This is a genomic window from Nostoc sp., assembly GCF_036916975.1.
Classification (GTDB): domain Bacteria; phylum Cyanobacteriota; class Cyanobacteriia; order Cyanobacteriales; family Nostocaceae; genus Nostoc.
This window is the reverse complement of record NZ_JBALFF010000031.1, coordinates 42,208-61,071: the sequence shown is the minus strand read 5'-3', so window position 1 is coordinate 61,071 and position 18,864 is coordinate 42,208. Positions and strand designations below refer to the sequence as shown.

The following is an 18,864-nucleotide window of genomic DNA, read 5'->3' as shown; positions in this document are numbered from 1 at the left end:
ACCTCTGTTTTGTTAATTGAATTTTACAATAATTAAGGAAAGATGAAATTTTTTCCCATATACATTAGAGTCTAACCTTAAAAAACCTCATATAGATATAAGAATCTTTAAAACTGATACATAAGTAAATTTAAATTAATAATTTTTGTAAATAAATATTACTATTTATTTGCTCTAATAAGCCAGCTAGAATGGATACAGGGCGGAATCGTCACCATGAGATAGGGTATTTACAGCAAAACTGTATGACAGAATTTTGTCTTCAAGCTCCCTTTAGTCCCACAGGCGATCAACCACAAGCGATCGCACAACTTACTGCTAGTATCCAAGCTGGTAATCGTTACCAAACTTTACTCGGAGCCACTGGAACTGGTAAGACATTTTCGGTAGCAGCAGTTATTGAGAAAATTGGCAAGCCTACTTTAGTTCTGGCGCATAACAAAACCCTTGCTGCACAGCTTTGTAACGAATTGCGAGATTTCTTTCCCAACAACGCAGTCGAGTATTTTGTCAGCTACTACGATTATTATCAGCCAGAAGCATATATTCCCGTTACCGATACTTATATTGAAAAAACGGCAGCGATTAATGATGAAATAGATATGTTGCGGCATTCAGCGACGCGATCGCTTTTTGAACGCCGTGATGTCATTGTCGTTGCTTCCATCAGTTGCATCTACGGTTTGGGAATGCCAGCAGAATATCTGAAAGCTGCCATCCCTCTTCAGATAGGTATGGAAGTAAATCAACGCCAAATTTTACGGGATTTGGCAAATGTTCAATATAGCCGCAACGACATAGAAATGGGTCGGGGAAAATTTCGCGTCCGGGGTGATGTCTTAGAAATTGGCCCAGCTTATGAAGACCGGATTATTCGTGTCGAATTCTTTGGTGATGAAATTGACGCAATTCGCTATATTGACCCGGTGACAGGGGAAATTCTCAAGAGTTTGTCGGCGGTGAATGTTTACCCTGCACGTCACTTTGTCACCCCAGAAGAACGGCTAGAAGTAGCTTGTAATGACATTGCAGCCGAGTTAAAACAGCAAAAACTAGACTTAGAACAAGCTGGGAAACTATTAGAAGCGCAACGCATAGATCAACGTACACGCTATGACCTAGAAATGCTGCGCGAAGTGGGTTACTGCAACGGCGTTGAGAATTATTCCCGTCACCTAGCAGGAAGACAAGCTGGAGAATCGCCAGAATGTTTAATCGATTATTTTCCCAAAGATTGGCTACTAATTATCGATGAATCTCACGTTACAGTACCCCAAATTCGCGGCATGTATAACGGTGACCAAGCTAGAAAAAAAGTTTTAATTGAACATGGATTTCGACTTCCTAGCGCTGCTGATAACCGTCCTTTAAAAGCAGAAGAATTCTGGCAAAAGGTGAATCAGTGTATTTTTGTTTCAGCAACTCCCGGAAATTGGGAATTAGAAATTTCTGAAGATCGGATAGTTGAGCAAGTAATTCGACCAACTGGAGTGGTTGATCCAGAAATTTCTGTGCGTCCTACAGAAGGACAAATTGATGATTTGTTGGGAGAAATTAAAGATAGAGCCGATCGTCATGAACGCGTGTTAATTACCACATTAACTAAGCGGATGGCGGAAGATTTAACCGAATATTTGCAAGACCACGGTATAAGGGTAAGGTATTTACATTCCGAGATTACTTCTATTGAGCGCATTGAAATTTTACAGAACTTGCGCGAGGGGAAATTTGATGTTTTGGTTGGTGTAAACTTGCTGCGGGAAGGTTTGGATTTACCCGAAGTTTCTTTAGTAGCAATTATGGATGCAGATAAAGAAGGTTTTTTGCGAACCGATCGCTCCTTAATTCAAACTATTGGTAGAGCCGCGCGTCACGTCCAAGGACAAGCAATTTTATATGCCGATAATATGACAGGTAGCATGATTAAAGCTATTGATGAAACAGATAGACGGCGCGGTATTCAAACGGCACATAATCGACTGCATGGGATTACACCGCAACCAATTGTCAAAAAATCAAGTAATGCAATTTTGGCTTTTTTAGATGTATCTCGGCGGTTGAATGCAACTGATTTGAAAGTTGTCGATGAACATATAGATGAACTGCCATTAGAACAGATTCCAGGGTTGATTACTCTGTTAGAAGCACAGATGAAAGAAGCGGCGAAGAAACTGGAATTTGAAGAGGCGGGGAAATTGCGCGATCGCATTAAACATCTGCGGGATAAAATGCTAGGACGTTAACGTGAATCTACTGAGTCTTGAATTGGAGTGTGATTGAAGGGACACTGATGACAGATTGTTAATTGTAAATATCACGGCGATGCCCAACTTTATGAATTGTGATGAGTTGTGCTTCAGTATCAAAGGAATAAATAATCCGGTAGTCCCCAATTCTGAGTTTGAACAAACCGCTTAAATCAGCACTCAAAGGTTGAGGGGTTAAGTCCTGAAAGTTCTCAGACAACCAGCGAATTTTACGCAGGATGCGCTCTTGAATAGTTGAGGTGAGAGCTTCAAACCCGATAATCGCCTCTGATTTAAATTCGATGTCGTAGCTCATTACCAGGTCAATCCCAGGTTTTTTGCTACTTCCTTAGCAGGGATTCCACGTTCTCCAGATTGAGTACGTTGTAGGGAGTCGAGTAGTTGCTCTTTCACTTCTGGCTTTATTTGTTTGCCTTGATCAGGATCAACCATTAGAGATTGAATCGTTTCGGCAACAGTTTCTTGAATCAGAAGCTTGAGTTCTTCGATGGTCATATCTTTGACTTGCATAGGGGATGACGGTTAGTGAGAACTACTCTTACTGTTTTACCTGCTATTGTGACATATTGCGGCGATCGCGGCGGCATAACAAACCGTTTGCACATCGCATAAACATCTTCGGGATAAAATGTTAGGACGTTAATCTGAATCTTATACTCACGAATCAGCAATTACCCACGCAGAAAGGCTATCGCTTGGGTGAGGAAGCGCTCAACTTGCCACCAAGAAGCGATAATGGATAAGATGCCATTTACGTTTTAAGAGTGTGGTAGCTATGACTGAGTTACTTGAGCGTGCGACGCCGAATAGCCCGTCGTAGACATCGCCCAACTAAAAACTTTACCTGTTGCTGAACAGGATGCGATCGCTGCTCGTCTCCTTGCCGAAATAGAAGATGAGCAAAGATGGAAAGCTCAGTTTGAATCTACAACAGATACTCAGTGGGATCGTCTAGCTGATATGGTACGGCAAGAAATTACTGCTGGCGACATCACTCCTCTAGCTGACGTTTTTCCGTCTGAGCAATGACGCGATCGCATTAAACATCTACGAGATAAAATGCTAGAGCATTAGTGGTTGGTTAGGGTAGCAATTCGGCAGATGTGGAAATAGCGATGTATACGACGGGCTATTCGGCGTCGCTAATTTGTATCGACAAGTGCAGTTTGAAACCGAAACCACGACTATTGAATAGATGATCGATAAGGATGCGATCGCGTAGCAACTCTTGCAGAGGATTGTCCACTTATGGTAGAGATTAATTAATCAAGTGAACTCAAGTAAATCAAAAGTATCATATCTCTTGTGTCAATCCTGTTGAAGCTACTGAATGGTGCGATCGCGTTGATAAGACCAAGCCGCCAATAAACCAAAAGCACCCCAAGCCCAAAGTAGCCAAAGTAAATGTAGAAATAGTTGGTTATCGTGATTGAAGTTAACCGCCGATAGAACTAATTGCCGATAGTGGTAGAATGGCGAGAATGCAATTAAATCTTGTACGATTTGCGGTACTGGAAGTGGAATTGAACCGCAAGCAACAGGAACAACAATTAGCGATAGGCTAAGAGTGGAATCAGCACTTTTGGGGTCTAGTAAATAACCCAATGCAAGACCGAGAATGGCAAAAGGTATAATTCCTAAGATTAGGCTCGATATCAAAACTAACCCTTGAGTTAAATCTATTCTCATCTCAAGTTGCCAGCTTCCTAATCCGAAGATTAATAAAAGACTCACAGTGCAAATGAGAAGCGAGGTGGCAATCTTAGCCGCCATATATACTGTTGGTGGTAAAGATGTGGCTCTCAAAAGCTTAAGCCATTTTTCCGATCGCTCAACTGCAATTCGTTTACCCAATCGGTCGATGACAATCGTGAAAAGTATGATGCCACACAGGGAAACAACTGTTTCTGTTGCCTTTTGTCCTTTTAATTCTTGCAATTTTAATAACGGGACAAATCCTACCATTGCGAGTGTTGCAATTAAAAAGACTGGAGTGCGAAGTAGTTGAAGAATTTCAAACCAGAACTGTTGTTGAAAAATGCGTTGGATATTTTGAGAAGAAGTTTCAGATAAATTCTCAGTCTGCCTAGTATTTTCAAGCTGATCTAATAAAGTTTTATCTTCAAAATTTATTAGCTCCTGAGTTAGCTGTCCTTCAGGAGGACTTTCAGTAATTTTATGGACAGTGACACAGCGAGTTGCTAAAGTACTTAATTCGTCCCAGTCGGATTTATTATTTGTCACCATTAGAATAGTGCTTCCTCGTTGACGGCAGAGTTTGATTTGCTGCCAAAATTCTTCATATCCTTTTTCATCTAGATTTCGGGTTGGTTCATCAAGGACGAGTAGTTCGGGATTGCCTGCTAGAGCAAGGGCAAAATAAAGTCGCTGTTTTTGCCCGCCAGATAAGTCAGTTGCCCAAGCACTTTCTTTATCTTTAAGCTTAACTGTGTTCAATATTTCTTCAGTTGAAAGTGGATTAGGGTAGTAGCTTCTCAACAATTCAACAAGCTCTTTTACCTTGACATTTCTTGGAACTTGTGTATCTTGTAAAACTACTCCAACATGAATTTTTGAGTTAGCACTTTGTGGTGAAAGCCCCATTAGTTTAACTTCTCCACTACTGGGTTTGAGTAACCCTAAAATCAAATTCAGTAGAGTAGTCTTGCCAGCTCCATTTTCGCCGCGCAACACGACAAATTCGCCTCTGTGCACAATCAGATTGATATCCTGTAAGATAGGATTTTGCTGGAATCCTTTGCGGAATACCTTGGAAACTTGCTTGAGTTCGATAATATTCATGGCTTCTGTCAGAAAAAATATAGATAAGATTTAGAGCTAACGGAGTGTCATTTGCATTACAAACCAAACTCCAAAGGAAGCGGCAACAGCAGGCACTAACGAGACACTGAAAAAAGTGGTTAAAATTACGAGTGCTGCTGTTCCTCCTGCAAATCCCCAAAAGTTCATAGCAAGTGAGCTTGTGGAATCAATTGGCTGCATACAAGTGCTGAATAAGCAAAATTCACTTCCTTTGGTTAAAAGAAAGAATGTGCCAACCATTGCAACTCCAAAAACTCCTAAAACAACCCATTTATTCAGGTGTAATGAAAATCCTGAACCGGGAAGTTTTAAGGAAACGGCTGGGGTTTCTATAGAATTGGAAGTAGATTGTATTTGCCCGTCTGAACCTGGAACGATTTGGGGGTTGTTGGAGGAGGATTGCACAAGGTTGGGAGATTGTTGAGGGTTGTTAGAAGGTTGCATTTTGGTTAATTACTCCTTTATTTCCTGAAATATTAGACAAAATGAAAAATTAAAATAGTGCTGCTAAAGCACTGTCCTAATCACAAACCATACTGCTGCACCAATTCCTACGGCGACAGCTAGGGGAACAGTGGCAACAACAGCCACAGCACTTGCAACTCCAATGGCAACAACACTACCTGTGATGTCAGGATGGTCTTTTGCTGTCTTGATAGCTTCTTCTATTCGATTGGGTTTCTCTGGCGGTTGAGGTGGTGGAGATATGCCAGGTGTTTGAGGTTGAGGAGTAGGCGAGGGTTTAGGTGATGGACTACGATCGCTCGGTACTTTTTGTTTTTGTTCTTGAGAGTGATCGCGCTGAGTTTCAGGTTTTTTAGATGAATTAGAATTAAGTTGTAGCGCTTTAGGTTGGCACTTTGCTGGGAGTGTACCAGCCCAGTGAATCATGGGATGACAAGAGTGTTGAATCTGCAAAGTTTCTATTACTAGAAGCGGTGTCCAAAGTAAAAAACATACAACTAGGATTGTTTGGAATCGATAGCGAAGCCATCGGTCGATTAAACGGGGAAAGTTTGTGACAATTTGCATAATGTAATTTGCGATGTTTTGCTTAAAATGTGTTATCGAACTGCTTTACTGAGATGTACGATCGCATATCTCTCCCACCTCCTTTATCTCTCCAGTTCCCTCTATCTTCGTCATCCTCAGTTGAGTGAGAAATCTAAAGAGCCATATTTGTATACTTCCCGAAAACCCTATCGAAGTAACAGTTTCAGATTCAAAATCAGATTAGTTCGGAGGATGTTTGTAAATTCTGATTTATTACTCGCTGGACTACTATAAGTCTCGGCTAGACGAGATTAACAATCACAGCAAGCCCATTGATTGCAAGGTTTTAACATCTGCTTGTAAATCTTCGACATCGTAGTTGATGCAAAGTCCCCGTTTTGCCAATTGGTGTTGAAACTCAATCACTGTCAGCCCAGTCCAAGCACGGGCAGACGGAACATAGGTACAATAGCAATTCAGACGCAGTGTGCGATCGCATTAAATATTAGCAAGATAAAATCCTCAGATATTACTGCTTAATCCGGGTAGCAATCAAAAGAAGCCTCTTATTTCGCTATCCTAAATAAAGTGAATGATTAAGAGATCGCCGATGGTTGCTTTACCCGATTACATTTTAATGAGTGCAGAGGAATATCTAGTTTGGGAACCCACCCAAGAGGAACGCTACGAGTATTGGGATGGCGAAGTTGTGATGATGAGTGGTGCTACACGCAACCATAATCGGATTTCTCTGAATTTCTCCAAGCTTCTAGATGATGCCCTAGCCAATCGCTCCTGTGAAGTATACATTGTAGATGTAAAGGTACAGGTAGAACCTGGGCAAAAATATTTTTATCCAGATGTGGTGGTAACTTGCGATGAGCGCGATGACGATCCACAATTGGTACAATTTCCTTGCTTAATTATCGAAGTGCTATCACCTTCAACGGAAGCAGCCGATAGGGGGAAAAAGTTTGCCAAATATCGTCAATCTCCAACCTTGCAAGAATATGTTTTAGTACAAGTAACTCAACCGGCTGTAGAAGTGTTTCGGCGCAACGAACAGGGAAAATGGGTGCTGTCAGAGTATAATTTGGGCGATATATTGCGACTGGAATCGGTGGATGTAGAAATAGCGATCGCTCATTTGTACCGCCAAGTGCAATTTGAAACTGAAGTAACAGATGCGTAGCAAATAATAGTCTACATGGAGGATAACATATACCCTGAGCCAGACGGATGTGAAAAAATAGTTATATGAAGACTTTACCGTTAGAGTTAAATGGACAAGTCTTGATGATTGAGAACGTACCTGTTCGCGTGAATGAAGAAACAGGAGAACAATTTTTTTCTCCATCAACTGTAGAGCATTTACAGCAAATTATCCTCAGTGGGCAACAGCCGGATCGCTTCACTGAAGTTCCTGTGTACAACTATGCAGGATAATTATTATTGAGCAAATCAAAACCATCCTCGCAGAGTTTTATGTACCTGCGCCAAATTCCACATATAATCATCGATTTTGTAATTATCAACAGCTTTAACTATATAATCTTGAGCTAAATCAGCATTATTCTCAACTTCGTAATATAATCCCAAGTAAAGATGACTGTAAAAATTTCCCTTTATCCCTTCTAGACCAACTGTTAAAACATCATCTGGTGTACAATCTCCCGCATACAAATCATATACGCGCTGCATAATACGTCGAGGGTCATTTTTCACAGTTAATAAAGAATTACGCGCCTCTTCAACACCTAACGAACGAGCTATGCAGAGATATCGCCATACTGTTTCTTCTACATCTTGAGCATTCACTGTCAAATCTATTTCAAATTGTTCAGCGCCCTCAGCAAATCTTTCTGCATAATAATACGATAATCCTCGTTGCCAAAGGTAAGGTTTAATACTGCCATCCAATTGTTCTGCAATGTCAAAATCTTGAATAGATTCATCAATTTTTGCTAGTTGAAAGTTCACCATCCCTCGGCGAATGTAAGCATTAGGATTTTTCGGCTGATTGCGAATGGTTTCGTTCCAGCGCTGGAGTTGATTTTCTAGAGAATTTGAAAAAAACATGAGTTTGTCAGTGGGTTTGGTCAGCGAGTCAATGGTTTAGAGATTGCGATCGCCTACATTACTATAAAATGCGATCGCATTGGGCATCTGCAAGATAAACTCTTAGAGGATGAATGAACAAGTTTTGGGCGAATAAAATAGAGCCTCCGGCACGCTGACGCGCTAAACGAAGCTATGCCGAAGGCATTGCCTCTCGTTCGCGCTAGCATCTCCCCTTGGGAGAAGAGAAGGCTTTACGCTACTACACAAACGTTCGCGTAGCGTCTCGTTGGCGCAGCCTAAGAAGAGAAGAGAAGTCCGCCTTCGCAAACTAATACAAAATCAGCAATTTAAAACCCACGGAGGTGGGTTTAGTGGCATTTCTTTGTATGCCACTGGCATCTTTCATCACTGGGCAATGTATCACTGTCGATGGTGGATTTTTGGCTTTTGGTTTTTAAATCTGAAAGCGAAAGCCATCCACGGGGTAGAAGAAACAACTTGTAAAATTCAGTATTGTGATACTACTGTCTTAAAATTCAGGAAAAAACGCCCGTGGTACCCATTAGAGATAATAATCCGACAAAAATTACCCCTTATGTGACTTATGGACTGATTGCTGCTAATGTCCTCGCTTTTCTTTATGAAGCAAATCTTCCCCCTCAAGCATTAAATGGGTTTTTACGCCTTGCGGCTGTAGTACCACGAGAACTGACTTTAAGCTTTGCTGGTGTCTCATTACATCAACCAGTACCAGAGTGGGCAACTTTAATTACCTCACAATTTTTGCATGGTGGTTTCTTGCATTTAGCAGGTAATATGTTGTTTCTCTGGATTTTTGGTAACAACGTTGAAGATAAGTTAGGTCATGCCAAATATTTACTGTTTTATTTATCTTGTGGTGTTTTGGCATCCTTGACCCAGTGGTTCTTCGCTCAAGATTCTAGCATTCCTTCTTTGGGTGCAAGTGGTGCGATCGCAGGCGTTTTAGGAGCCTACATTCTCCGCTTTCCCAACGCCGAAGTTCTCGGCATAGTGCCTTTAGGGTTTTTCTTCCCAACTTTCCGCGTCCCGGCATATTTCTTTTTGGGATTTTGGTTTCTCGAACAAGCCTTCTACGGGCTTGCTAGTTTGCAAACACGTACTAACATCGGTATGGAAGGTGGCGGTATTGCCTACTGGGCCCATGCAGGCGGGTTTATCTTTGGGGCGATTCTTGGCCCACTGTTAGGTTTGTTTAACGATAAATCACAGGAAGAATCTTGGTAAGTAATTCTTCTGGGTATCATCAAGGCTTTCAATCAGGCTAACTAATTAAATAGGTGAAATTGCTTAAGCTTCGCAGCTGCTAGCCTTACAAGCTATATTGCAATTAGTCAATAAATTAGGAAAAACATTTGTGTTTCCCCTCTACGACGAAAATCCGGCGCGAACCACCCCGTATTTCACCTACGGGTTAATTGGCATGAATATTTTAGTTTTTATTCACGAGGTGAGCCTGTCAAATGCACAATTGAGTCAGTTTTTAAATCAGTATGCACTAATACCTCAAGAGTTAACCACCAATTGGAATAGAGAGTGGATAACATTATTTACATCACAATTTTTACACGGTGGTTGGTGGCACTTAATCTCGAATATGCTGTTTCTCTGGATTTTTGGCAACAATATTGAGGAGCGATTAGGCCATGTCAAATATCTGATTTTTTATTTAGCGTGTGGTGCTTTAGCTGCCTTGTCTCAATGGTTTATTGGAATGAATTCGGAAATTCCTTCCTTGGGAGCAAGTGGTGCAATTTCTGGTGTTTTAGGTGCGTACATTATCCGTTTTCCCCAAGCTAGAGTCATGACCCTAGTATTTTTGGGGTTTTTCATCACCACAATCAGAGTACCAGCATTAGTAATAATTGGACTTTTCATTGTACAAAATGTAATCTCCGGTCTTGCTAGCCTACAAACAGCAACTCATATCAGCGTGGAAACTGGTGGAGTTGCCTACTGGGCGCACATTGGTGGTTTTGCTTTTGGGGTGATTCTCGCTCCCCTATTTGGATTGTTTAGACAAGACTAAGTACAAAATTTCCGAAATCATTAACAAAACAATTGCAACCTATCAATCTTCTGCCTTTTTTCTGCGATCCTCTGCGTTGAAATTTCCCCTATTTAGAAACTATTAGTTTTTATTGGCACCTGCTGAAACTTCTTCTGATTCTTCTGCTTTAGATTTAAATCTTGATGATTCTACGACTTGTTCTGGTAAAGAAACAACGATATCAGCACCATTGATAATTGCTCCTAATAACCCCAGTTCCGATTCAACTAATTGATCGATAGCTTCACCTAACATGTTCTCTTGTGTATAGTGTGGTCGCGCCACAAGTACCATGCCATCGCTGTAGGGTTGGATTAACAAAGCATCATTAGATATGCTGAGAGGAGTGGTATCTAAAATAACTATATCAAAACGTTCGCGCACATCCTCCATCAGCCGCCGCATTTCGCTAGATTCAAGAATAGCGGCGGATTGCCGCAGAGGGCCAGGGCTGGGTATGATGTATAAATTTTCTACATGAGGAACTAAACGAATACATTCACTTAAGTTAGCGTAATAACGCAGGGGTTCAATAGTGGCGTCGGGGTCAGGAATTATATTTAGGGATGTACAACGAGAAGGCGATCGCAAATCTGTTTCGATAATCAGGGTTCTTTTACCAGCCCGGGCTGAAGCTATACCCAAGTTATAAGCACTTGTCGTTTTACCCTCTAAACTACTGGTGCTAGTAATCAACACCACCTTTAAGGCTTTACCACCAACCCGGCGCAGATTACTACGGAATTTCTCATAAAATTCTAAATAAGGAGAATCCGCAGAAAGTAGCACCGGCACTACTTCTTGTGGCAAATCATCAACTGGCATTAAAGGCAATTCTCCCAACAGTGCCACTTCCCGCTGCTTGAGGCTCTCGCGGATATCCTCTCTGGTTTTGAAAGTACCTTCCACCGCTCCCAACAAAAATATCACCCCGCCACCAATCAACACACCTAACAAACCACCCACAGCAAGGGTAATAGGCACACTCTTCGAGGGTCTGATATCCGCAGTCGCTGTGGGGCGTCTGGCAATGCTAAGGCTGCTGGTAGTTTCTGCCTCTGCGGTTTTGGCATCGGTTAGCTTTGCCTGCATTTGGTCATAGATGGCTTTTTTAAGTCCAACCTCTTGTTCTAAACGCGATCGCTCTAATTGCTTATTGGGTATCAAAGAATACTCTTGCCGTAGTCGCGCTTCTTGTTGGATTTCTTGAGCTAATTGTTGTTGCAGCGTCTCCCGTTGGGTTTGTAAAGACACCATTTGGTTTGCTAACTGCTGGCGGGCTGGATCTAAGCTACTTTGGGCGCGAATCCCAGCAACGCTACCCTGAAGCGGAGCCGCCGTTCCATCACCACCTAATACTTCCGCAGCCCGTTGTTGCAGCAATTCCTCAGCAGCTTCTTTCTGGCGCTGCAACTGAACCATCGTTGGGTGTTCTGGTCGCAAATCTTTTCTGAGTACAGCAATTTGCGACTCACTTTGATAAATTTGCGATCGCAAGTTACCAATAATGGGATCGGCACTCAAAGCAGAAGAAATATAAGCCTGTCCGACTGATAAGCCTAACTTATTGTGTAAACTATTAACTTGACCATCAACCCCAGAAATAGTTAATTGAATTTGCCGTTGCAGATTTTGGCTGGCAGTAATAGCGCTTAACAAGCTGCCATTCTCCGCTGCTAATATTGCCGTTCGTTCTATGCGATCGTACTGTTCTAGCTTTTTTTCGGCAATTTGCAATTCCCGTTTAGTTTGTGGTAAGCGCTCGTCAATCTTTTCAATAATTGATTGTAGTCGCCCAGTATTGATGTCACTGCTCAACTTAATCATTGATTGCATCAAGTCAGTCAAGACCTCTATGGCTCGTTTGGGGTCACTATCTACATATTTCAGTTCAAAGATACTCGTTTCTAAATCTCCAGTCTTGGCATTTTTTTTAGGTAAAGAAAGGACAATATTAGAACCGAGTTGTTTCGGTTTGATATTTACTTTATCTGCCACTGTGGCAATTATCTGGTTTGATAATAAAACATCCTCATTTAGTTCCTTTCCTTGCTGTTGGATTTGAGTACCAGTTGCAGAGAAAGAAACTGGTGGACCAGCATAGGTTAGTGCGGCAGATGCTATGTATTTAGTAGGTGGCTCTGGCTGCATAGCCACCACCGTTGACCCCACTACAACTAAACCAAAACTAGCTAGTCCAATCCACTTGTATTTTTCAAAAGCAATAAGATAGCGTTTAACAATTGGTGGGGTCATGGTCGCTTCGCTCCAATTCAAAATTTAAGATTAAAAATTCAAAATTAGGAAGCACCAAACTAAAGATAGTGGCTTTGATATAAGGATGCTATCAACTTCCTACTATATACACCGGTTGATATCTTTAATATTTTTACATTAACCAATTAAAAGATAAGTTAGAGATGTGGCTTCCTGCACTCCCAACTATTTTCAGATTGTATCCTTCTTTTAAAGTCATTAATTTGACCCGCCACCGAAGTTGTCAAAAAATCGGAGAAAGGACTGGACATTGAAGAAGGGTTGGGTAATGGTAGTCAAGAAATTAGTAATTTTACCGATGAGGTTGCGACCAACAACAAGAACATCATTATCTTGAAGGGCTACATTTTGAGATGCATCGCCTCCTAGAGCTTTTTTAGCATCAAGTTTCTGGGTAACAGCTTTACCTTGTTCAGGATCAAAGCGAACCAGAGCGATATCTCGGAGATTAGCAGTATCGAGATTTACTCCTCCTAAAGCATCTACAAAGGTACTCCCGTTAGGTAGTGCTTGAATGGAAAGACCTCCCGCAGCGTAGTTTAAAACGCGGATTCTAATCTGTGGTGTGGCCAAAGATGAACGTGCTACCAAATTGCGGTCATAATCGTCATTATTACCAACTTCACGACGGGGGACAAGTACAGCATCTCCGTCTTGTAAGCGTAAATTAGGAATTGAACCGCCATCTTGCAGTGCTGCATATAAATCAATAGTTTGTGAAATCACAGAACCATCGATTAACTTCCGGCGGACTTGCACTTGTCGCAGGTCTGCATTCAAAGTTGAACCACCAGATATTAGCAAGGCATCAGCAACGCGGGGTGTTGTTGAATTAATTGGATAAATTCCTGGTTTAAATATTTCCCCACTAATGGTAACTTGAACTGGTCGCGTCCCTGCCAAGGATACTACTACAATTGGATCGGGTAAAATTTTACTTAAGCTCAAGCGAATTTTTTCTTGAGCTTCTTCTAAAGTTAAGCCTTGTAATGACACCGTTCCTACTTGTGGCACTACGATGTTGCCTTCTGGACTAATTGCAGCTTGAAAACTTAAGTCTTGACGCTGCGTTGCTAAGGCTAAAACTATTACTGGATCAACCACATAACGATTTAAACCCAAGCGAATTTTTTCTTGAGCTTCTTCCAAAGTCAAACCTTGTAAGGAAACTTTTCCCAATAGCGGCACCACAATGTTACCTTCTGGGTTGATTAAAGCTTGAAAGCTCAAATCTGGAAAGCGCTGAACCGAAACGCTAATTCCATCTCCGATTCCTAAGCGGTACGGGCCTGGAGGACGCTGAAGCACAACGCCAATTGTATCTCCTGGCCCCAAAAGATAGCGGTTGAGTTGGGGGGAAATTTCGTTATTTGCACCTGGAGGTACAACTTCAGTACCTGGAACAGGCGAAGGTGGTTGCTTTGGTGATTGTCCTGGAAATGGAAAAGGCTGGGCAACAACAAGCTGGATAGGTGTTGTTAAGAAAACTCCTACTTGAAGACTGACAAAAGACAGGGCGCTGAATGCACGCATATAAGAACTTGGATCTATGAACATCGGTGCAGGAAAACTGAGATAAAAATTAGTAGCGCCAAGTGGTAATTTTACTCTCAAAATATCCTAAATGTCTCTTTTATCTGCGAGTATTTTACCAAGAAAAAGTAGAAAAATTTTACCAATTTTAATTTATAACATCATATTTTGAACCTGAACGCGATTATAAAGATACTTCTAATGAATCTCTGCACAAGGGTATCTGTAACAGACTCTATAAAGGGCCTGCCATCAATTGAGTTTGCACTGTTTCTCCTATAGACTGTGCTAAAGGCCAAGATGTTTCTACTTGCCCCAAAGGTTCCATTGGAATCAGAATGCTCACACTCACCCAAGGAGTGCGTTGCTTATGCCACTGGGCTAATTGATCTGCCAAGAACCAGTGTAAAGGTGATGGATTTCCGCCGTCTGGCATAGCGTACCATTGCAAGACAGCGAAGGTTTGCGGTGGTGTGACGGCGCGAAAGAACCTAGCTTCTACTTTAGTTACGATATTTGAAGCTAACTTTGCAGATGGTTTTACAGTAAATTCAGCAGAACGATATTGAGCTATATCCCACTTTCCCCAGCGTGACCTTCCCCAGCCGTTAACGTCTGTCCACTCTACCTCTGGTTGATCCATAGGCCCATTTTGCGGCAGCAAAAGTAAGATTGCCTGGGATTCGGAACCTTCTTTTTTAAGTACCTGCAAAGACCATTTATGTTCGCCAATTTCCTGTTCTGCTTGTTCAATAGTTTGCCAACCAGGAAGGGCTAACCCAGCATTGCGGATCTGTTTTAACTTGTTGAGGGTAGTAACAGGTGGGGGCTGTTTCCATTGCCAGTGTCCTGTCAGGTATCCGGGAACTGCTCCTATTGCCAACAAGAGTAGCAATAACAAAAGTGCTGCTACCTGACTCAATTGGTTTTCCTTAAAAAACTTGGAGAAAGAAATCATCAGTAAAATTTATGATACTTAGGCAAAATTTTACTTCATAAAATCACACCATGAGTTCAGTAATATTTATGAGTAGAGAAAAAGCAGGAAAGATAAGGCAGACATAAATAAATAAGCAATGCCCAATGCCGATAATTTAAAATCTTACCAAACGATCTAAAGGTTTCAAACTCAGGGATGATGAGTAATGAGTAACTAAATTGACAAAATCAGACTATAAAGAGTGATATTAAGCGATAGATAGCGCTTGTAAAGGAATAACGGCCATGATTAAATCTTGGATGGTGATTGGGGGTGTAGCTTTCTTAGTTGCTTTAGCAGCTAACGTAATTACGCCTAGCGATCGCCAATGGTTCAAGCGCTTACAACGACCGAGATGGCTAACTTTTGAGGGTGCGATTCCTATTATCTGGACTGTAATATTTATTTGCGGTGCTTGGTCAGCTTATATTATCTGGGAAAAAGACCCAGGAAGCAACTCAACCTGGTTAATCATGGGTTTATACTTGCTTCTAGAAATTGTAACCATTGCCTATACGCCTGTAATGTTTAAGCTCCGCAGCCTGAAAGTCGGTACAATTCTTGGTGGCACAGGTTTTATCATTAATGCTTTATTGATACTTGCAATTATAAGTATTTCTGGTTGGGCAGCACTATTACTAGTTCCTTATTTACTCTGGAGTCCCATTGGTACTTATACCACTTGGCAGATGATCAGTCTCAATCCTCAAGATGCCTAAGATTCGCACTAACGAATGATTCAAACTATGCCTTAAATTGTCAAACTTGCAGTGTATGGCTTGACAAAATACACAAAACTTGAGTGCATTATGATTCCATCTTGGATAATAATTGGGGCTGTGACTTTCTTCGTCGCCCTTGGTAGTTTCTTAATCACGCCGCGTGATGTTAAATGGTTTGCACGTTTAAGTCGCCCTCGTTGGCTAGTTTTTGAGCCGTTGATTCCGGTAATCTGGACTGTGATTTTTATTTGCGGTGCAGCTTCAGCTTATATTGTCTGGGAAAAAAATCCAGGAGGTATAATTACTTGGCTATTAATGGCTTTGTACCTCTTGGTGGAAATTATCACCGTCGCCTACATACCTGTAATGTTGAGGTTCCGTAGTCTCAAAGCTGGTGAAATTCTTGGGCTAATCGGTTTGATTTCAGGTGTTGTGCTTGCAATCTGCGTTTTGCCGATTTCTTTAATAGCGGCGCTGTTACTCCTTCCTTATCTAGTTTGGACTCCTATTGGTACTTACACTACCGACGAGTTAAAAGAGTTAAATCCTCAAGATGCATAACGCATTTATGCAAGACGCCCATAATGTGCTGTAACAGGATTGGCTGGATTGGATTGATTATTCAGCCAAGCCCACATTTGATCGCCAATAGAAAAATGCCACCACTCTCTAGGATTGCGTTGAAAACCGGCTTTTAACATTACATGTTGCAATAGCTGACGGTGAGCATGATACTTTTGGGCTTCTGGGCGATCGCTATTGGCATAATAATCTGGGTGCGATCGCTCTGACATTTCATCAATGGGCGAACCCATATTTACTATTTGTCCTGCATCATCTACCAGCGTCACATCTACCGCCGCACCTGTACTGTGAGGAGGGGGAGTTTTTTCATCTAAACTCGGTACAGCCCAAATTTCATAAACCGCTTCCCAAATCTCTTGGCGTTGGTTTGGGGATAATTCCACATTAGTTAATCCCCTATCTTGCACTGCTTGCGCGAAGCTGTAATCTACCATAAACTGCTGGACTGCGATCGGGCGATAAGCATCAAAAATTTGGATACGCCAGTTACGATGCAGTAGTTGAAGATAATTTTGCGCTTGGATCAAATTTTCAATAACACTTTGACGGAGATAATAAGGGGAGTGTATACCATAAGTAGCACCTAATTTTTCATAAGGATGGGGAGATTCCACCGCAAACAATTCTAAAGGAATCTCTATTAGTGGTTCACCACACTCAAAAATCGGGATTTGATGATAAAGTCTCATGTGAATAATTCGTAATTCAAGCGTTTGTTAAGTAGGTAGGCGTAATTAAATATTAAGAGCAAACCTCACCCTCAATCCCTCTCCTTATTAAGGAGAGGGAAGCCGGATGAGAGTGAGGTTTTATGTTTAATTTGACCTACTTATACCAATTCTGTATGAAGATGCGCTAAACCATATTTAAGTACAAGAAAGAAAAACGAACCGCAAAGTCCGCAAAGAACACAAAGAAAGAAAGAAAGAAAGAAAGAAAGAAAGAAAGAAAGAAGAAGTTAAGAGGGTTTGGCGCAGCCTCACAAAGAAATGGTATTACTTATTTTTAAATGCTCAATCAAAACCAAACACCTTTATTAGATGCCTTAAAAGCCAATGCAGCAAGACTCCATGCGCCTTTTTACACTCCAGGACATAAACATGGTGAGGGAATTTCTCAACTTTTAGCTGATTTATTTGGTAAAGCCGTCTTTCGCGCTGATTTAACCGAATTAGCTGATTTAGATAATCTCTTTGCGCCCCAAGGCGTTATTCAAGAAGCACAACAACTAGCGGCTGAGGCATTTGGCGCTACACAAACATGGTTTCTTGTCAATGGTTCTACCTGTGGGATTGAAGCAGCAATTCTCGCTACTTGTGGCACAGGTGATAAAATCATTCTGCCTCGAAATGTGCATTCATCTGCGATCGCTGGTTTAATTCTCTCTGGTGCAATACCAATTTTTCTTAATCCTGAATATGATTCAGTTTTAGATATTGCCCACAGCATCACGCCCAATTCTGTACAATCTGCACTCCAACAACACCCAGATGCTAAAGCAGTGTTGACAGTTTATCCAACATATTACGGCGTTTGTGGAAATTTGAGTGCGATCGCCAGCATTACACATCAATATAATATCCCTCTACTTGTAGATGAAGCCCACGGCGCCCACTTTGCCTTTCATCCACAATTACCCACTCCAGCCTTAGCCGCAGGTGCCGATTTAAGTGTACAATCCATTCACAAAGTACTTGGTGCAATGACACAAGCATCAATGCTGCACATCCAAGGTAACAGGATTGATTGCGATCGCATCAGTAAAGCTTTGCAACTTGTACAATCTACCAGTCCTAGTTATTTACTTTTAGCTTCTTTAGATGCAGCCCGTCAGCAAATGGCGCTTTACGGAAAAATGCTGATGTCTCGCACTTTGCAACTTGCCAATAAAGCTAGAACAAAAATCAGTCAAATTCCTAGATTATCAGTTTTGGAAATTCTTAGCCCCCCTTTTGAAGGGGGGTTGGGGGGATCTTCTTCTATAGGTGGGTTAAACGGATCTCCCGGCTTTGTCGCTTTAGACGAAACGCGATTAACTGTCACTGTTTCTGGTTTAGGCTTAACCGGATTTGAGGCGGATGAAATTCTCGATCAAAAATTTGCTGTCACCGCCGAATTCGCCTCACTGCAACATCTCACCTTTATTATTAGTTTGGGTAACACCCCAGCTGATATTGAGCAACTGGTACAAAGTTTTACTACTCTTGCCAAAGAATATCGCCGAACCAACTTGACTGTTAAAAACCATCTTTGGCAGCAGCATTTCACTACACAGTGTCATGATTTATGTTATTCTCCCCGTGAAGCCTTTTTTGCTGTCAGTGAAATACTACCTTTGATACAGACCAATCAACGCATCTGTGCCGAAATCGTCTGTCCCTATCCCCCAGGAATTCCCTTGTTAATGCCAGGAGAAGTCATCACCAAACCCGTTATTGACTATCTGCAACAAATTCAGGCGATGGGAGGATTTATTACCGGTTGCAATGACACGAGCTTCAAAACTTTGAAAGTGGTAAAAATTTAATTTTTATC

General features: G+C 41.6%; 20 protein-coding genes and 1 pseudogene. 9 read left to right on the top strand and 12 right to left on the bottom strand.

What is annotated here, in order from left to right:
- The first annotated feature begins 245 nt into the window (after positions 1 to 245).
- Complete coding sequence (gene uvrB, locus V7K73_RS05955; RefSeq protein ID WP_334878023.1) at positions 246 to 2,243, top strand: excinuclease ABC subunit UvrB; 1,998 nt, start codon at positions 246 to 248, stop codon at positions 2,241 to 2,243.
- Positions 2,244 to 2,301: 58 nt separating this feature from the next.
- On the opposite strand, the gene V7K73_RS05950 is transcribed toward uvrB, so the two are convergent.
- The 7 genes from V7K73_RS05950 to V7K73_RS05920 all read right to left on the bottom strand — a co-directional run bounded on the left by V7K73_RS05950 (position 2,302) and on the right by V7K73_RS05920 (position 6,563).
- Positions 2,302 to 2,562, bottom strand: a complete 261-nt coding sequence (locus V7K73_RS05950; RefSeq protein ID WP_334878021.1) for a type II toxin-antitoxin system RelE family toxin — start codon at positions 2,560 to 2,562, stop codon at positions 2,302 to 2,304.
- Positions 2,562 to 2,762 (bottom strand): hypothetical protein, encoded by a 201-nt coding sequence (locus V7K73_RS05945; protein WP_334878019.1) that lies wholly within the window; start codon positions 2,760 to 2,762, stop codon positions 2,562 to 2,564. Before V7K73_RS05945 ends, V7K73_RS05950 begins: the two co-directional genes overlap by 1 nt.
- Positions 2,759 to 2,938, bottom strand: coding sequence for a hypothetical protein (locus V7K73_RS05940; RefSeq protein WP_334878017.1), 180 nt, complete (start codon positions 2,936 to 2,938; stop codon positions 2,759 to 2,761). Before V7K73_RS05940 ends, V7K73_RS05945 begins: the two co-directional genes overlap by 4 nt.
- 652 nt (positions 2,939 to 3,590) lie before the next feature.
- Positions 3,591 to 5,069 (bottom strand): ABC transporter ATP-binding protein/permease, encoded by a 1,479-nt coding sequence (locus tag V7K73_RS05935; protein ID WP_334878015.1) that lies wholly within the window; start codon positions 5,067 to 5,069, stop codon positions 3,591 to 3,593.
- Between the two features lie 36 nt (positions 5,070 to 5,105).
- Complete coding sequence (locus tag V7K73_RS05930) at positions 5,106 to 5,534, bottom strand: hypothetical protein (RefSeq protein ID WP_334878013.1); 429 nt, start codon at positions 5,532 to 5,534, stop codon at positions 5,106 to 5,108.
- A gap of 63 nt (positions 5,535 to 5,597) precedes the next feature.
- Complete coding sequence (locus tag V7K73_RS05925) at positions 5,598 to 6,122, bottom strand: hypothetical protein (RefSeq protein ID WP_334878011.1); 525 nt, start codon at positions 6,120 to 6,122, stop codon at positions 5,598 to 5,600.
- Between the two features lie 279 nt (positions 6,123 to 6,401).
- Complete coding sequence (locus V7K73_RS05920; RefSeq protein WP_334878120.1) at positions 6,402 to 6,563, bottom strand: UPF0175 family protein; 162 nt, start codon at positions 6,561 to 6,563, stop codon at positions 6,402 to 6,404.
- 130 nt (positions 6,564 to 6,693) lie between these two features.
- Between V7K73_RS05920 and V7K73_RS05915 the strand changes: the two genes are divergently transcribed.
- Together V7K73_RS05915 and V7K73_RS05910 are read left to right on the top strand one after the other, a co-directional pair.
- Positions 6,694 to 7,275, top strand: coding sequence for a Uma2 family endonuclease (locus V7K73_RS05915; protein WP_334878118.1), 582 nt, complete (start codon positions 6,694 to 6,696; stop codon positions 7,273 to 7,275).
- A 65-nt stretch (positions 7,276 to 7,340) separates the two neighbouring features.
- Positions 7,341 to 7,529, top strand: a complete 189-nt coding sequence (locus V7K73_RS05910; protein ID WP_334878009.1) for a hypothetical protein — start codon at positions 7,341 to 7,343, stop codon at positions 7,527 to 7,529.
- Between the two features lie 15 nt (positions 7,530 to 7,544).
- Here V7K73_RS05910 and V7K73_RS05905 read toward each other — a convergent pair whose 3' ends face one another.
- Entirely contained in the window at positions 7,545 to 8,162 is a 618-nt protein-coding gene (locus tag V7K73_RS05905) for a tetratricopeptide repeat protein (protein ID WP_334878007.1), read from the bottom strand.
- Between the two features lie 332 nt (positions 8,163 to 8,494).
- Here V7K73_RS05905 and V7K73_RS05900 point away from each other — a divergent pair.
- The 3 genes and pseudogenes from V7K73_RS05900 to V7K73_RS05890 form a co-directional block, all read left to right on the top strand.
- Positions 8,495 to 8,602 (top strand): annotated as a pseudogene (locus V7K73_RS05900) (SDR family oxidoreductase); the annotation flags it as partial.
- Positions 8,603 to 8,696: 94 nt separating this feature from the next.
- Positions 8,697 to 9,410 carry a rhomboid family intramembrane serine protease gene (locus V7K73_RS05895; protein WP_334878005.1) on the top strand — a complete coding sequence of 238 codons (714 nt, stop codon included), beginning with the start codon at positions 8,697 to 8,699 and terminating at the stop codon, positions 9,408 to 9,410.
- Between the two features lie 130 nt (positions 9,411 to 9,540).
- Complete coding sequence (locus V7K73_RS05890) at positions 9,541 to 10,212, top strand: rhomboid family intramembrane serine protease (protein WP_334878004.1); 672 nt, start codon at positions 9,541 to 9,543, stop codon at positions 10,210 to 10,212.
- A 102-nt stretch (positions 10,213 to 10,314) separates the two neighbouring features.
- Here V7K73_RS05890 and V7K73_RS05885 read toward each other — a convergent pair whose 3' ends face one another.
- The 3 genes from V7K73_RS05885 to V7K73_RS05875 form a co-directional block, all read right to left on the bottom strand.
- Complete coding sequence (locus V7K73_RS05885) at positions 10,315 to 12,489, bottom strand: GumC family protein (protein WP_334878002.1); 2,175 nt, start codon at positions 12,487 to 12,489, stop codon at positions 10,315 to 10,317.
- A 219-nt stretch (positions 12,490 to 12,708) separates the two neighbouring features.
- The gene (locus tag V7K73_RS05880; RefSeq protein ID WP_334878000.1) at positions 12,709 to 14,067 is read right to left on the bottom strand and encodes a polysaccharide biosynthesis/export family protein; all 1,359 of its coding nucleotides are present in this window, start codon (positions 14,065 to 14,067) and stop codon (positions 12,709 to 12,711) included.
- Between the two features lie 211 nt (positions 14,068 to 14,278).
- Entirely contained in the window at positions 14,279 to 15,001 is a 723-nt protein-coding gene (locus tag V7K73_RS05875) for a cyanoexosortase B system-associated protein (RefSeq protein ID WP_334877998.1), read from the bottom strand.
- 266 nt (positions 15,002 to 15,267) lie between these two features.
- Here V7K73_RS05875 and V7K73_RS05870 point away from each other — a divergent pair, with 266 nt between their 5' ends.
- Entirely contained in the window at positions 15,268 to 15,741 is a 474-nt protein-coding gene (locus tag V7K73_RS05870; RefSeq protein ID WP_334877997.1) for a TspO/MBR family protein, read from the top strand.
- Positions 15,742 to 15,831: 90 nt separating this feature from the next.
- The gene (locus tag V7K73_RS05865; protein WP_334877995.1) at positions 15,832 to 16,305 is read left to right on the top strand and encodes a TspO/MBR family protein; all 474 of its coding nucleotides are present in this window, start codon (positions 15,832 to 15,834) and stop codon (positions 16,303 to 16,305) included.
- A gap of 5 nt (positions 16,306 to 16,310) precedes the next feature.
- Here the strand turns inward: V7K73_RS05865 and V7K73_RS05860 are convergent, their stop codons facing one another.
- Positions 16,311 to 17,018, bottom strand: a complete 708-nt coding sequence (locus tag V7K73_RS05860; protein ID WP_334877993.1) for a M15 family metallopeptidase — start codon at positions 17,016 to 17,018, stop codon at positions 16,311 to 16,313.
- Positions 17,019 to 17,338: 320 nt separating this feature from the next.
- Between V7K73_RS05860 and V7K73_RS05855 the strand changes: the two genes are divergently transcribed.
- Positions 17,339 to 18,856 (top strand): aminotransferase class I/II-fold pyridoxal phosphate-dependent enzyme, encoded by a 1,518-nt coding sequence (locus V7K73_RS05855; protein ID WP_334877991.1) that lies wholly within the window; start codon positions 17,339 to 17,341, stop codon positions 18,854 to 18,856.
- The last annotated feature ends 8 nt before the right edge of the window (positions 18,857 to 18,864 follow it).